This window comes from uncultured Roseobacter sp., from assembly GCF_947496515.1.
Lineage (GTDB): Bacteria > Pseudomonadota > Alphaproteobacteria > Rhodobacterales > Rhodobacteraceae > Roseobacter.
The window spans coordinates 285,210-297,662 of the sequence record NZ_CANMDB010000001.1; the positions used below are offsets into that span (position 1 = coordinate 285,210).

The 12,453-nt window shown below is 62.7% G+C and carries 15 protein-coding genes and 2 pseudogenes; 4 read left to right on the forward strand and 13 right to left on the reverse strand.

Annotation, left to right across the window (positions count from 1 at the left end):
• Positions 1-540 carry an RSP_2648 family PIN domain-containing protein gene (locus Q1A53_RS01430; RefSeq protein WP_299962224.1) on the forward strand — a complete coding sequence of 180 codons (540 nt, stop codon included), beginning with the start codon at positions 1-3 and terminating at the stop codon, positions 538-540.
• A gap of 5 nt (positions 541-545) precedes the next feature.
• Here Q1A53_RS01430 and Q1A53_RS01435 read toward each other — a convergent pair whose 3' ends face one another.
• From Q1A53_RS01435 to Q1A53_RS01455, 5 genes are all read right to left on the reverse strand, one after another.
• A complete protein-coding gene (locus Q1A53_RS01435) occupies positions 546-1,247 on the reverse strand; it encodes a M48 family metallopeptidase (protein ID WP_299963036.1) in 702 nt (233 codons plus the stop codon).
• 89 nt (positions 1,248-1,336) lie between these two features.
• Entirely contained in the window at positions 1,337-2,524 is a 1,188-nt protein-coding gene (locus tag Q1A53_RS01440) for a VWA domain-containing protein (protein ID WP_299962226.1), read from the reverse strand.
• A 3-nt stretch (positions 2,525-2,527) separates the two neighbouring features.
• Positions 2,528-2,695: an apolipoprotein acyltransferase gene (locus Q1A53_RS01445; RefSeq protein ID WP_299962228.1), complete on the reverse strand. Its 168-nt coding sequence runs from the start codon at positions 2,693-2,695 to the stop codon at positions 2,528-2,530.
• Positions 2,696-2,765: 70 nt separating this feature from the next.
• The gene (locus Q1A53_RS01450; RefSeq protein WP_299962230.1) at positions 2,766-3,221 is read right to left on the reverse strand and encodes a GNAT family N-acetyltransferase; all 456 of its coding nucleotides are present in this window, start codon (positions 3,219-3,221) and stop codon (positions 2,766-2,768) included.
• A gap of 18 nt (positions 3,222-3,239) precedes the next feature.
• A complete protein-coding gene (locus tag Q1A53_RS01455; RefSeq protein ID WP_299962232.1) occupies positions 3,240-4,079 on the reverse strand; it encodes a MoxR family ATPase in 840 nt (279 codons plus the stop codon).
• A 136-nt stretch (positions 4,080-4,215) separates the two neighbouring features.
• Between Q1A53_RS01455 and dksA the strand changes: the two genes are divergently transcribed.
• Positions 4,216-4,671: an RNA polymerase-binding protein DksA gene (gene dksA, locus Q1A53_RS01460; RefSeq protein ID WP_299962233.1), complete on the forward strand. Its 456-nt coding sequence runs from the start codon at positions 4,216-4,218 to the stop codon at positions 4,669-4,671.
• Positions 4,672-4,739: 68 nt separating this feature from the next.
• The gene (locus tag Q1A53_RS01465) at positions 4,740-5,909 is read left to right on the forward strand and encodes an FAD-dependent monooxygenase (protein WP_299962235.1); all 1,170 of its coding nucleotides are present in this window, start codon (positions 4,740-4,742) and stop codon (positions 5,907-5,909) included.
• A 107-nt stretch (positions 5,910-6,016) separates the two neighbouring features.
• Here Q1A53_RS01465 and Q1A53_RS01470 read toward each other — a convergent pair.
• From Q1A53_RS01470 to rocF, 6 genes and pseudogenes are all read right to left on the reverse strand, one after another.
• Positions 6,017-7,086: pseudogene (locus tag Q1A53_RS01470) on the reverse strand (transposase); the annotation flags it as partial.
• 216 nt (positions 7,087-7,302) lie between these two features.
• The gene (locus tag Q1A53_RS23375) at positions 7,303-7,533 is read right to left on the reverse strand and encodes a hypothetical protein (RefSeq protein ID WP_366872312.1); all 231 of its coding nucleotides are present in this window, start codon (positions 7,531-7,533) and stop codon (positions 7,303-7,305) included.
• 369 nt (positions 7,534-7,902) lie between these two features.
• Positions 7,903-8,382: a transposase gene (locus tag Q1A53_RS01480; RefSeq protein ID WP_299963076.1), complete on the reverse strand. Its 480-nt coding sequence runs from the start codon at positions 8,380-8,382 to the stop codon at positions 7,903-7,905.
• Between the two features lie 67 nt (positions 8,383-8,449).
• A pseudogene (locus Q1A53_RS01485) lies at positions 8,450-8,655 on the reverse strand (transposase); the annotation flags it as partial.
• Positions 8,656-8,743: 88 nt separating this feature from the next.
• Positions 8,744-9,799 (reverse strand): ornithine cyclodeaminase, encoded by a 1,056-nt coding sequence (locus tag Q1A53_RS01490; protein WP_299962238.1) that lies wholly within the window; start codon positions 9,797-9,799, stop codon positions 8,744-8,746.
• A 21-nt stretch (positions 9,800-9,820) separates the two neighbouring features.
• Positions 9,821-10,741, reverse strand: coding sequence for an arginase (gene rocF, locus Q1A53_RS01495; RefSeq protein ID WP_299962240.1), 921 nt, complete (start codon positions 10,739-10,741; stop codon positions 9,821-9,823).
• Between the two features lie 108 nt (positions 10,742-10,849).
• Between rocF and Q1A53_RS01500 the strand changes: the two genes are divergently transcribed.
• Positions 10,850-11,275 (forward strand): Lrp/AsnC family transcriptional regulator, encoded by a 426-nt coding sequence (locus tag Q1A53_RS01500; protein WP_299962242.1) that lies wholly within the window; start codon positions 10,850-10,852, stop codon positions 11,273-11,275.
• Positions 11,276-11,358: 83 nt separating this feature from the next.
• Here Q1A53_RS01500 and Q1A53_RS01505 read toward each other — a convergent pair whose 3' ends face one another.
• The gene (locus Q1A53_RS01505) at positions 11,359-11,832 is read right to left on the reverse strand and encodes a disulfide bond formation protein B (RefSeq protein ID WP_299962244.1); all 474 of its coding nucleotides are present in this window, start codon (positions 11,830-11,832) and stop codon (positions 11,359-11,361) included.
• The gene (locus Q1A53_RS01510) at positions 11,829-12,443 is read right to left on the reverse strand and encodes an exopolysaccharide biosynthesis protein (RefSeq protein ID WP_299962246.1); all 615 of its coding nucleotides are present in this window, start codon (positions 12,441-12,443) and stop codon (positions 11,829-11,831) included. The genes Q1A53_RS01505 and Q1A53_RS01510 overlap by 4 nt, the downstream gene beginning before the upstream one ends.
• Between the last annotated feature and the right edge of the window lie 10 nt (positions 12,444-12,453).

Genomic DNA, 12,453 nt, shown 5'->3' on the forward strand with positions numbered 1-12,453 from the left:
GTGCGGATCACGCTGGATGCCTGCGTCCTTTACCCAACGGTGATGCGCTCGATGCTGCTGGGCGTGGCGGCGACGGGCGCGTTCGAGCCGGTATGGTCGCCGCGCATCCTGGAGGAATGGGCACGGGCCGCGATCAAACTGGGACCCACCGGAGAGACACAGGCGCGGGCGGAGATTGCGCTGTTGCGCGCCGCCTGGCCGGAGGCCGAGCGCGCGGAGGCGCCCCATGTGACGTCGCGGCTGTGGTTGCCGGACCCCAATGACATCCACGTTCTGGCCACGGCGGTTTCCAGTTCCAGCGATGCGATCCTGACCCTGAACGCCAAGGATTTTCCAAAAGGCGTGCTGGCCGAAGAGGGGATCGCGCGGCTGGCCCCCGATGAATACCTCTATCAGTGCTGGCAATCGGATCCGGCGTCGGTCGAGGCCGCCGCCGCCGCGGTTCTGGCCGATGCGCGGCGGCTGTCGGGCGCGGAGTGGGAGATGCGGGCGCTGCTCAAGAAAGCGCGTCTGCCTCGATTGGCGAAGGCCGTCGGGTAGGGGGCTCAGGTGCGCGCGGGTGGCGCACCGATCCACTTTGCCTCCAACGCGCGCAGGGCGGCAATACGGTCGGCTGTCTTGGGATGGCTCATCAGCCACACGGGCATCGTGCCACCATTGGTACGCGTCAGCCCTTCGAGCTTTTCAAAGAGGCTGATCTGCGGTGCGACACCAATCCCTGCCTTGGTCAGCAGGGCAGCGGCATAGGCGTCGGCCTCGTATTCGTCCGAGCGCGACAGCCTTGCTGCCAGCAGCGAGGTCAGCATCCCGGCAATCCACACGCCGATGCCCGGGATAAACCGGCTCAGCACCATGCCGAGGGCGGTGCGCAGCGCGTTCTGGCCCGAGAAATCAATCATTCGGCGGCGGGAATGGCCGAGCGCCACATGACCCATCTCATGGGCAATCACGCTCGCCATCTCCTCGTCGGTGACCTCGCCCGCGCGAAACTTGTTGTAAAAGCCGCGGGTGATGAAGATCCGCCCATCGGGGGCCGCCAGACCGTTCACCGGATCAATCTCGTAGATATGCACGCGAATGCGCGGCAGCTCCAGCGCCGCGGCCATCCTGTCCATCAGCCGCTTGAGCTTTGGATCGGCGAGTTCCGTCGATTGCTCATCGAGCGCCTTGGCCGTGCGCCAGGCGGAAAAGCGGTACATCACCAGCCCGTAGAGCACGGCCAGCAGGATGGGCATGAGCTTGATCATGGAGTAGATATGGGCGGCCATGGGGCCTGCGGCAAGCGCTGGATAGTGCCAGCGGTGACATTTCACGGCGCAAAACGCCGCAGTGCGCCTTAACGGCTGAGTGTTTTCACGCCGCGCGCAAGCCCTGCGAGGGTCATGGGCACCATCGCCTCTGCGCCAACGGTCTCCTGGATCATGCCGATGGATTGCGTGTAGCGCCAGTGCTGCTCGGGGACCGGGTTGATCCAGAGCGTGGCGGGCCATTGGTCGCGCAGCCGGGAGAGCCAGACCGCACCGCTCTCGGCGTTCCAATGCTCATTGGCGCCGCCGGGGTAGGCGATCTCATAAGGCGACATCGACGCATCGCCCACGATGATGCACTTGTAGTCAGGGCCGAAGGTCCGCAGCACCTCGTGGGTGGGGATCTGCGCGTCCCAGCGGCGGCGGTTGTCGCGCCAGAGCCCTTCGTAGATGCAGTTGTGAAAGTAGTAGTGCTCAAGGTGCTTGAACTCCGCACGGGCCGCGGAGAAAAGCTCCTCCACCACCCTGATATGCGGATCCATGGAGCCGCCCACATCCAGAAACAACAGCACCTTGACCGCATTGCGCCGCTCGGGCCGGGTTTTCACGTCGAGATACCCGTGCTCCGCGGTGGCGCGGATGGTGCCGTTCAGATCCAGCTCCTGCGCGGCACCGTCGCGGGCCCAGCGGCGCAGACGTTTGAGCGCGACTTTGATGTTGCGGGTGCCCAGTTCTACCGTGTCATCCAGATTGCGAAATTCGCGCTTGTCCCAGACCTTGGTGGCGCGCTGGTGGCGCGAGCGGTCCTGACCGATGCGCACGCCTTCGGGATTGTAGCCGTAGGCACCAAAAGGCGAGGTGCCCGCGGTCCCGATCCATTTGTTGCCGCCCTGATGCCTGCCCTGCTGCTCCTTGAGCCGTTCCTGCAGGGTCTTCATCAGTTTCTCAAACCCGCCGAGCGCCTCGATCTCGGCTCGTTCTTCCGGCGTCAGGTGCTTTTCGGCCATCTTCTTTAGCCAGTCGGCGGGCAGATCGACGGCCTTCATCACCGCCTCCGCGGGGATCTCGTCGAGGCCTGAGAAGCTTTGTCCGAAGGCGCGGTCGAACTTGTCGATGTTGCGCTCGTCTTTCACCAGCGTCAGCCGCGCCAGATAATAGAATGCCTCCACGTCGTAGGTCACCAGCCCGGCCCGCAGCCCTTCGAGAAAGGACAGGAACTCCCGGAGGGACACCGGCACCCGCTGACCGCGCAGCGCCTCGAAGAAGGGCAGGAACATGGCCTAGACCAGCATGCGGTGGACAATCACAGTGGCGATCATGCCCACGATGGCAAAGGCCATGGCGTAGCCAGCGGCATATTGCGCGATGTCCTTGCGGTTGCCCTTGCGGCGGGCGGCGGTCACCCCGCCGATGAGCGCGCCGAGAAGGGCTGCTGCGATGACGATCATGAAGATATTTTCCGTTTGTGCGGTTCTGTTTGGCCTAGCGTGGCCGGTGCGATCTGTCCAGCCGGGAGGGTCAGCGGCGGGCGTACTTGATAAAAGGGGTCTGCACGCCCACGCGGTCATAGAGCTTGCGGGCCTGCGTGTTGAAATCTTGGGTCAGCCAGTAAACTGACGGTGCACCGGCGGCATCTGCGGCGGCGTAGACCGCCTCGATCAGCGCCCGCCCGATCCCTGTGCCGCGCACCTCCGGGTCAGCGTAGAGATCCTGAAGGTAACACACGTTCTCCTCTGACCAGCCGTGCCGGTGAAAGACGTAATGCGTCAGGCCAAGGAGCTTGCCGTCCTCTTCGGCAACCAGGGCGTTGAAGTCCTGCGGGTCATCGCCCAGCAATCGCTCGAAGTAGAGATCGAAGATTTCCGGGGGCCGGGTGGTCTCGTAAAAGGCCAGATAGGCCGTCCAGAGGCTGGACCATTGCGGTTTGTCCTCCTGGCGCAGCGGTCTGACGGTCGGCCCGGTGGTGTCTGTCATCATCTTGCCCTTTCGCCGCTATTGTCCGCGGCGGGCCAGAAAGGCCAGCCGTTCAAACAGATGCACGTCCTGCTCGTTCTTCAGTAGGGCGCCGTGCAGTTTCGGCAGCGCGCCCGCTCCACCCGCCTTGAGGTCCTCGGCGGTCAGATCTTCGGCCAGCAGCAGCTTGAGCCAGTCCAGGACCTCGGAGGTAGAGGGTTTTTTCTTCAGCCCCGCCTGATCCCGGATTTCGTAGAACTGGGTCAGCGCCGTGCTCAGCAGCTGCTCCTTGATGCCGGGAAAATGCACCTCCACGATGGCGCGCAGGGTCTCGATCTCCGGAAAGCGGATGTAGTGGAAAAAGCAGCGGCGCAGGAAGGCATCGGGCAGTTCTTTTTCGTTGTTGGACGTGATGATGACGACGGGCCGGTGCCGCGCTGTGATGGTCTGTCCGGTCTCGTAGACGAAAAACGCCATTTTATCGAGCTCCTGCAGCAGATCGTTGGGAAATTCGATGTCGGCCTTGTCGATCTCGTCAATCAGCAGGACGGTCTTTTGTCCGGCCTCAAAGGCCTCCCACAGCTTGCCCTTGCGGATGTAGTTGCCCACGTCATGCACGCGCTCCTCGCCCAGCTGGCTGTCGCGCAGGCGGCTGACCGCGTCATATTCGTACAAGCCCTGTTGCGCGCGGGTGGTGGATTTTACGTGCCATTCGATCATCGGCAGCTCCAGCGCGCGGCTGACCTGACGCGCAAGCTCCGTTTTGCCGGTGCCGGGCTCGCCCTTAACCAGCAAGGGGCGTTCTAGGGTCACGGCAGCATTGACCGCGACCGTCAAATCCTCCGTGGCGATGTAATCGTCGGTGCCCTGGAATTTCATGTGCTGTCAACCCTTTGTGGCGCGCTATTACAGGACGCTTTTAGCCGTGTTTGCGCAGGATTGTGTAGTGACAATCGAAAGGACGTGGGATAGATGCTGCGCCATGGGGGTCACTTGAGCCGAGGACAAGTCGCGCATGAGAGACGTTAGCCACGTTGAGGGGAAGCAAATGAAACAGGAACTGTTCCTGCCGGAGGATTACCGCCCGGCCGAGGACGAGCCGTTCATGAATGACCGGCAAGTCGAGTATTTTCGTCGTAAGCTTTTGACCTGGCGGGCGGAGCTGCTTGCGGGCAGCAAAGACACCATCGAAGGTCTGCAGGACGGCACCCGCAACATTCCCGATGTGGCGGATCGCGCCAGCGAGGAGACCGACCGGGCATTGGAGCTGCGCACCCGGGATCGTCAGCGCAAGCTGGTAAGCAAGATCGACAGCGCGCTGCGCCGGATCGAGGAAGGCGAGTTTGGCTATTGTTCCGTGACCGGCGAGCCGATTTCGCTGAAACGGCTTGATGCGCGACCCATCGCCACCATGAGCCTGGAGGCGCAGGAGCGCCATGAGCGCCGCGAGAAAGTGCACCGGGACGATTGATCCCGCGATGCTGCGGATCTGCTGGATAGGTATGAGAGCGTCGGGGCCGTGGCTCCGGCGTTTTGCGTATGAGCCCTAGGGGGATCCAGAAAGCCATTGTGATCGGGGCAGGGATCGGCGGGCTGGCAGCCGCCTTGGCGCTGGCGCAGCGTGGCGTAGCGGTTCGCGTGATCGAACAGGCGCCCGAGATTGCCGAGGTCGGTGCAGGTCTACAGATCAGCCCCAATGGCCTGGCGGTGCTGCGCGCGCTCGGTCTGGCGGAGGAGCTGGTCGCGCGCGGCGCCGTCAAGGCGCAGGCCGTGGTGCTGGCGGATTACAAGGCCGGGCGCGAGGTGGCGCGGCTGGATCTGCGGCGGCTGGCGGATCAGTCCTACTTCTTTGTGCACCGCCACGACCTGATCGACCTCTTGGCCGAGGCTGTCTTTGCGGCGGGCGTGACGGTAGACTTCGGGAAGCCCGTGCGCGAGGTGCTGCCCGGCACGCCTCCCCGCGCGGTGCTGGCCAATGGTGATGCGATCTCAGCGGAGGTGATCCTCTGTGCGGACGGGCTGCATTCCGTGGGCAGACAAGCGGTGGCGCCCGGAGGTCAGGCGTTTTTCACAGGGCAGGTGGCCTGGCGCGCGACCGTGCCTGCCGACGGCTCGGACCCTGCTGAGGCGCGGGTGACCATGGGGCCGGGACGCCATATTGTCAGCTATCCGTTGCGCCAGGGTCGGCTGATGAACCTCGTCGCGGTGCAGGAGCGCGCGGAATGGGCGGCGGAGGGCTGGCGACATCCGGCGGATCCCTCTGATCTGCGCAGGGTCTTTGCGGATTTCGGAGGACCTGCGGGCAGGTTGCTGGAGCAGGTCCGCGCAGCGCGCGTCTGGGGCCTGTTTCGGCATCCGGTCGCCCCGTGCTGGCTACGGGAAAATGTGGCGCTACTGGGCGATGCGGCACATCCGACACTGCCGTTTCTGGCACAGGGAGCCAATCTGGCGCTGGAGGATGCCTGGGTGTTGAGCAGCTGTCTTATGCGCGGCGAACTGGACACCTACCAGGACATCCGACGGGATCGCGCGATCCGTGTGATCGAGACAGCCAGCGGCAACGCGTGGAAGTATCACCTGCGCGACGGCCCCATCCGGCGGCTGGCGCATCTCGGCCTCAGCCTGGGCAGCCGTGTGGCACCGGGTGCGATGATGCGGCAGTTCGACTGGCTCTACGGTCACGACGTGACGAAAAGCTCGCAGAGTTGATCCGGTGACGCGCACGTCATGTTTTGGGCGGTGCCGTTTCTGCGGAAAAACAGCGTGTTGCTGGCGCGGAAAATGACGTGTTGAAAGGGATGCGTGCGCCTGTCTGATCAGGCTTTGCGCGTTTGCCGCGGCGCAGGGAAAATCTTGGCCTGTTTGCGGAGGTTCTGGGCGGTGGCGGCGAGGAGGAATTCGTCGTTTGCGCCGCTTGGCCCGCGGAATCGCAGCCGTTCCAACCGGAGGATACGGTCGAGGTGCGCGAAGAGCATCTCGACCTTCTTTCGGAGCTCCACCGAGACCTTGTACTGCGCTGTCTCGCGGATGGCGCGGGCACGTCGCAGGCATCTTCATGTTCTTCACGGGTGATTTTGCGGCAATCGGCCTTGGGATTGCACTTGATCTTGGATGGGCATGCCAGGCAGGTGTGTTCGAGCGCTTAGTATTTGGCGACATCATTGCCGGTCGGGCCACGGTTTGGGTCAAAATTTTTCCGGTGGAACTGTTTGAGCGCTTCGCCCTCTGGGCAGATGTATTGGTTGTTCTCGGCGTCCCATTCGAAGTCGGCACGGGCCCGGGTTCCGTCTGTCCGTCCAGCGTTATCGATGAGTGGGATGTGCGGCGTGATCTTGCGGTCCTCTTACCAGCTACGCGCAGGCCCGATGCCGTAGGCGGTATCCGCAATCAGCCGCTCCGGGTGCAGTTCGAACTTCGTCTTCACCCGTTCCAGCATTGTTTTTGTCGATCCCATTTCGGCCTGCCGGATCGAGCGTGCGGCTTCGACGTCGAGGATAACACCATGGTCCGTGTCGATCGGGTAGTTGTCAGAGTAGGCAAAGAATGCAGGGCTTTTGCAGGTAGCGGTACATGGGCTGGTGGGATCGGAAAAGGATGTGAACTTCGGCTTCACAGAAGTTGCAGCGCCGAAGGCGGCATTATCCAGTGTGTCGAGATACTCCTTCACAGCCCTCGGCACGACGACTTGATCTATCCTGCCAGCATCCCATTCTTCCTTGGATGCGGAGAACTGCCTGTTGGCGCCAGCTTCAATGAAGCTAGCGTCGACAGCCCTGCGTTGGCCGCTGACCAGACCTTCGTCGATGCACCGCGCCACGGTCATCTCGAACGAGTGGCGTAGCAACTCGCTCTCAGGGAAACGGCCATGACGGTTCTTCGAGAACGTTCTCTGATTGCGGGGATGGCAACGGGCGTCGGCGTTGTACCTGAGGGGCACTGTTCTCTCCGAGGTAGACTGGTGCCGCCCTATAAGGGCTTGAGGGGCTGACCGCTTCCATATGTCGAATGCGGGATTTTCTTTGCCTCATGTTCTCGAAAGAGATTGATCTGCCTTCCGTCCCGCAGGGACTTCGCATCCTGCCGTTTCTGGTGGACATCCAGATCAGGTAGCGGCCTCCGTAGTCCAATGAAATTCTCTTCCGGTTTTCCAGAGCGTCAATGTAAGAACGGTGAGTTTTCGGGCGGTCGTCACGGCGGTCTTTTTGAAACCGCGCCTCACCGCGAGCCGGATAGCCCAGGATTTCAAAGGCGGATATCGCTTCACACGGCCGATCAGCGTACCGGCTGCTTCGTACAGAAGGCGACGCATGGTAGCATCGCCACGCTTGGATATGCGGAGAGAATGATCGACCTCACCGGACTGATGTTACCTCGGCGCCAAGCCCGGGAACGCTCCAACTTTTGTTGTTTCAGGAAACCGCCCGGTAGTGTCGGTCAGTGCCAGAAAGCTCAGGGCGACAACTGGGCCTGCGATGAGCCATTGAGTGTGCCATTGGTTCAAGCACGATGGCGAATGGATCGTCATCAATCGACGCGACAGATCTTGGCATCTGGCAATAGCGGCGATCTCATCCTCAAGTGCAGCTACCGTTGAACATACCTCCCTCATGCGATGGGAGAACACGATCAATGACGAAAACCAGCGCCAGGTCGAATTTCCGCACAACTGACCGCTGTCGCTGCCGCCCATTGCCGGTTGCGGTCAGGCGAGTGTAAGTGTCTTCAGGATCCCCCGCATATGAGCCTCAATCTCCATTCTGAGACGCATAAAATGATCCCGAGCCCCAATGATTACACGCAGGCGATCCGCATCTACGCTGCGGACGTGGACGGCTGTAAACCAGCCGCTCCGGGCCAAGTGAGCCAATCCTTCTGCGTCTGAACGATCGGATGTGTTGGGTTTTGCCGAAAGCATCCTGTGGGCTGACCTCGCATCGACGCAGATGGCAGGTAGCCCCAAACCTTCAAGTTGCCGCTGAAGCCAGATCGATATCTGTCCGCTTTCATGCACGATCCAGTGCGGCGCCACCTCTTGCTCGCCCAAGCCATCCCGGACGGCCAGCGGACAAAAGGGCAAGCTTCGACGAAAGACGAGACCTCCCGCGTCATCGACAACGTGTATGGACATCTTTTTCAAATAAGCACCTAAACCTGCAAAGTGCTTTATGGTCGTTCTCCTCACGGCTTTTATCCATGAGGCCAACATACCGGACCTCTTTCGCCGCCGGAGAGCGACCGCCGAAATCACACCATGTGGAATGATCGAGGATGCGGTCGTTCAACTCGAGGCGGCAGAACCAGCGGTATGCCAGGTTCGGATGCACTTTTTCGCATAGCTGATGCTCAGATCGACGAACCAATCAATCGACCGCAGCAGATGATCTTGGGGAACGTCTTCATCCAATGAGAACTCATGGAACAGCGCCACTTGCGCGTCCTGTCTGGGTACCATCATCGCAAACCCTTCCTCGTACGAGGAATTGAACCAGCGACCTAAGCGTCAATCAGGACAGAGTTTTTGACGGAATACGCCCAAAACGGCGCTACACCGGTCGGGCGCGCGCCAGCATGCCAAAGAGATCGCGCGGGTCATCGGGATCGGCCAGCAGATCCAGCGGGTAGAAAAACTCGGTCCCAGCGAGCCGCTCGTGGATGTAGCGCAGGGCCGAGTAGTCCTCGATCGCAAAGCCCACGGAATCAAAGAGTGTGATCTGCTCGGGCGCGGTGCGGCCCGCGGCCTGGCCGGTGAGCACTTCCCAGATCTCGGTCACGGGATGATCGGCCTCCAACTGCTGGATTTCGCCTTCGATGCGGGTCTGTTCTGGGTACTCCACGAAAATCGTCGACCGCTGCAGGATTGCGGGGGCCAGCTCCGTCTTGCCGGGGCAGTCGCCCCCGATGGCGTTGATGTGCACGCCGCTGCCCACCATGTTATCCGTGAGGATCGTCGCATATTGCTTGTCAGCCGTGCAGGTGGTGATGATCTGGGCGCCCATAATCGCATCTTCGGCGGTCTGGCAGGGCGTCACGGTCAGCCCGTGCCCTCGCAGATTGCGCGCACATTTCGCGGTGGCGACGGGGTCGATGTCATAAAGCCGCACTTCGGTCACGCCGCAGACGGCCTTCATCGCCAGGCTCTGAAACTCCGCCTGCGCGCCGTTGCCAATCATCGCCATCACTCGGGCGTCCTCTGGTGCGAGGGTACGCGCAACCAGCGCCGACGTGGCCGCCGTGCGCAGGGCGGTGAGCAGGGTCATCTCGCTCAGCAGCACGGGGTAGCCGCTCGCCACATCGGCCAGCAGACCAAAGGCGGTCACGGTCTGCAGCCCCTCGCGGGTGTTCTTGGGGTGACCGTTCACATATTTGAAGCCGTAAAGCTCCCCGTCAGAGGTGGGCATGAGCTCGATCACCCCCTCGGGTGAGTGGCTTGCGACCCGCGGTGTCTTGTCAAACAGCTCCCAGCGTTTGAAATCGGTCTCGATGGCGGCGGCCAGCCCCCGCAGCATCTCTTCGATACCGATGTGGTGGATGATCTGCATCATGTGATCGACGGAGACGAAGGGCACAAGCGCCTTGTCGGAGGGGGCAAGAGAGGTCATGAGGTGGCTCCTTTCGCGGGATCAGTAGGCGTTGGTGGGCCGGTCAAAGACACGACGCCCGAGCGCGGAGGCGGCGAGATCGACCATCACCCGTGCGGTGCGGCCCCGCTCATCGAGGGCGGGGTTCAGTTCCACCAGATCGAGTGAGGTCATCAGGCCGCTGTCGTGCAGCATCTCCATCACCAGATGGCCTTCTCGGATCGTGGCGCCTCCGGGCACGGTGGTGCCGACAGCGGGGGCGACCGACGGGTCGAGGAAATCCACATCGAGCGAGACATGCAGCAGGCCATCAGCGGCGGCCACGCGCTCCAGAAAGCGGCTGAGCGGGCGGGCGATGCCACGCTCGTCGATCTCACGCATGTCGACGCGGTGTATCTGTGTCCTCTGAAGGGCGGCGCGTTCGGCGGCATCGACGGAGCGCAGCCCGATGATCGCCACGTTCTCATGGGGCAGGGGCGTGGAGATGGGCGGAAAGCCCGCGAAGGCGCCGCGGGCCGTCACATAGCCCAGCGGGGTGCCGTGCAGATTGCCGCTGTCGGTGCTGTCGGGCGTGTGAAAATCGCTGTGCGCATCGAGCCAGAGCACAAAAAGCGGGCGGTTTACGCCACGGGCATGTTGCATCGCGCCACGCACGGTGCCGAGCGACAGCGCGTGATCGCCGCCCATGAAGATCGGCAACCCGTCGGCCAGTGCTGCCTCAGCGGCATCCGAGAGCGCATGGGTCCAGGCGATGGTTTCTTCCAGCGCGTGCAGCTTGGGGTGCGCTTCTGCCGTAAAGGGGCGGGGCGCAACATTGCCGCGATCCTCGACCCGGTGGCCAAGATCGCTCAACGCTTCTGCCAGGCCGGCGGTGCGGTACGCATCTGGTCCCATCAGACAGCCGCGGCGCCGCTTGCCGCTATCAACAGGCGCGCCGATCAAAAGGATGGTGGGGTCGGTCATGGTAAACTCCGGATGGGGTATGATCTATGGCTACTGCGCGGTCCGGGCCATGGACAAGGGACCAAATTGCGCATATTGCGTATATATCAACCGCATTGGATCGCTTGAATGGACGAATTGGATAGGCAGCTGATCGGTGTCTTGCGCCGCGACGCGCGGGCGTCGATCTCACAGCTGGCGAGTGATCTGGGCTGGTCGCGCACCACCGTTCGGGCGCGTCTGGGCCGTTTGCAGCAGACCGGAGAGATCGTCGGGTTTTCGGTCGTGCTGCGTGAGGACATGCTGAGCGAGCCGGTGCGTGGCCTGATGATGATCGCCATCGAGGGGCGCGGCACCGACCGCATCATCCGTCAATTGCAAGGCCAGACCGAGGTCCGGCGGATCCATTCCACCAATGGCCGCTGGGATGTGATCGTGGAGATCGGCACAGATACGCTGGAACGGTTTGACCAGGTGCTCTTTCAGATCCGGCGGCTGGAGGGGGTGACAGCGAGCGAGACGAGCCTGCTGCTCAGCACCCGCAAGGACAGCTAGAGCGTTTCGACTTCGACGTGAGACATCAGGTATAGCCCTTTGCGTTGGACCGAAGGGAGCGGGAGCAAATACCCGATTGAGGCTTACATCGAAACGCTTTGGACCCGGCGCGCGGCATGGAGCCACAGCAGCATCAGCGCCACGGAGAGCAGCGCGTTCCAGCCCGCCATGCTGATCCCGGCCAGCTGCCAGGCAATTTCGTCACAGCGCACAAGAGGGGCGGCCATGATCTGGTCAAAGAGCGCGTCGGCGCTGAGATCGGCTGCGGATCCGCCGCTGCAGGTGCTGGGCCCCTGCCACCAGCCTTGCTCAACCCCGACATGAAAGATCCCGATCCCGGCGCCTGTGGCCATGGCCAGCGCGCCCATCAGCGGCAGAAGCCTGCCGGGCAGCGCCAGCGCCAGCGCACCGGCTGCCATGGCCACGACATGGGGGTAGCGCTGCCAGAGGCACATCTGACAGGGCGCCAGCCCGCCGATATGCTGAAAGGCAAAGGCGCCCAGCAGCAGCGCCGCGGATCCCCCGGTCGCGAGGAAAAGAGCCCACCGGCGGGTCAAAGGCCCATCCAGCCCTTGATCAGGCTCGCCAGCGTGGCCCCGGCAAAGACCAGGGAGGCGATCCACGCCGTGCCGAGCACCATGCCAAGGATCACCAGAATGCCGTCGCGCTGCAAAAAACCCATCGCGACCAGAACGACCGCGACACCGGGTATTGTGTTGGTGCCCGGCAACGGCACGAGGATCGAGGCGCTGAAGAGCACCAGAGACAGCCCCACGAGCCGGTCCACAGGCGGGCGTGTCAGCCCCGTTTGCCGGGGTCGGCTGACAGCCTCGATCCGGTGGAGCCATGGACCGGCCCGGCGTGCAAGGCTCTGCAGCCCTTCGCTTGAAACGGTACGTGCGGCCAACCCGGCGGGCAGCCACGGCGTTTTGCGCCCCAGCAGGATCTGCGCAGAGACAAACATCAGCGGCAACGACACGATCTGGGGAATTCCGTACAGAAAAGGAATGCAACAGGGCAGGGCCAGCACCAGAAGAAAGAAGCCAAAGGCCCGCTCGTGAAGCTGATCCAGAATCCAGGCCAGCGTCACCGCGCTGCCGTTTGCGTTTTTCGCCAACTGGTCGAGACGGTCGGAAATCGCGGCGTCTGTCATGGCAGGGGCCGTCATGCGGGTATCT

Bases quoted from the DNA above. Each gene is read 5' to 3' on its own strand.
- Q1A53_RS01435 (WP_299963036.1), bottom strand. From the start codon at position 1,247: ATGATCAAGCTCATGCCCATCCTGCTGGCCGTGCTCTACGGGCTGGTG.
- Q1A53_RS01440 (WP_299962226.1), bottom strand. From the start codon at position 2,524: ATGTTCCTGCCCTTCTTCGAGGCGCTGCGCGGTCAGCGGGTGCCGGTG.
- Q1A53_RS01445 (WP_299962228.1), bottom strand. From the start codon at position 2,695: ATGATCGTCATCGCAGCAGCCCTTCTCGGCGCGCTCATCGGCGGGGTG.
- Q1A53_RS01450 (WP_299962230.1), bottom strand. From the start codon at position 3,221: ATGACAGACACCACCGGGCCGACCGTCAGACCGCTGCGCCAGGAGGAC.
- Q1A53_RS01455 (WP_299962232.1), bottom strand. From the start codon at position 4,079: ATGAAATTCCAGGGCACCGACGATTACATCGCCACGGAGGATTTGACG.
- dksA (WP_299962233.1), top strand. From the start codon at position 4,216: ATGAGAGACGTTAGCCACGTTGAGGGGAAGCAAATGAAACAGGAACTG.
- Q1A53_RS01465 (WP_299962235.1), top strand. From the start codon at position 4,740: ATGAGCCCTAGGGGGATCCAGAAAGCCATTGTGATCGGGGCAGGGATC.
- Q1A53_RS01490 (WP_299962238.1), bottom strand. From the start codon at position 9,799: ATGACCTCTCTTGCCCCCTCCGACAAGGCGCTTGTGCCCTTCGTCTCC.
- rocF (WP_299962240.1), bottom strand. From the start codon at position 10,741: ATGACCGACCCCACCATCCTTTTGATCGGCGCGCCTGTTGATAGCGGC.
- Q1A53_RS01500 (WP_299962242.1), top strand. From the start codon at position 10,850: ATGGACGAATTGGATAGGCAGCTGATCGGTGTCTTGCGCCGCGACGCG.
- Q1A53_RS01510 (WP_299962246.1), bottom strand. From the start codon at position 12,443: ATGACGGCCCCTGCCATGACAGACGCCGCGATTTCCGACCGTCTCGAC.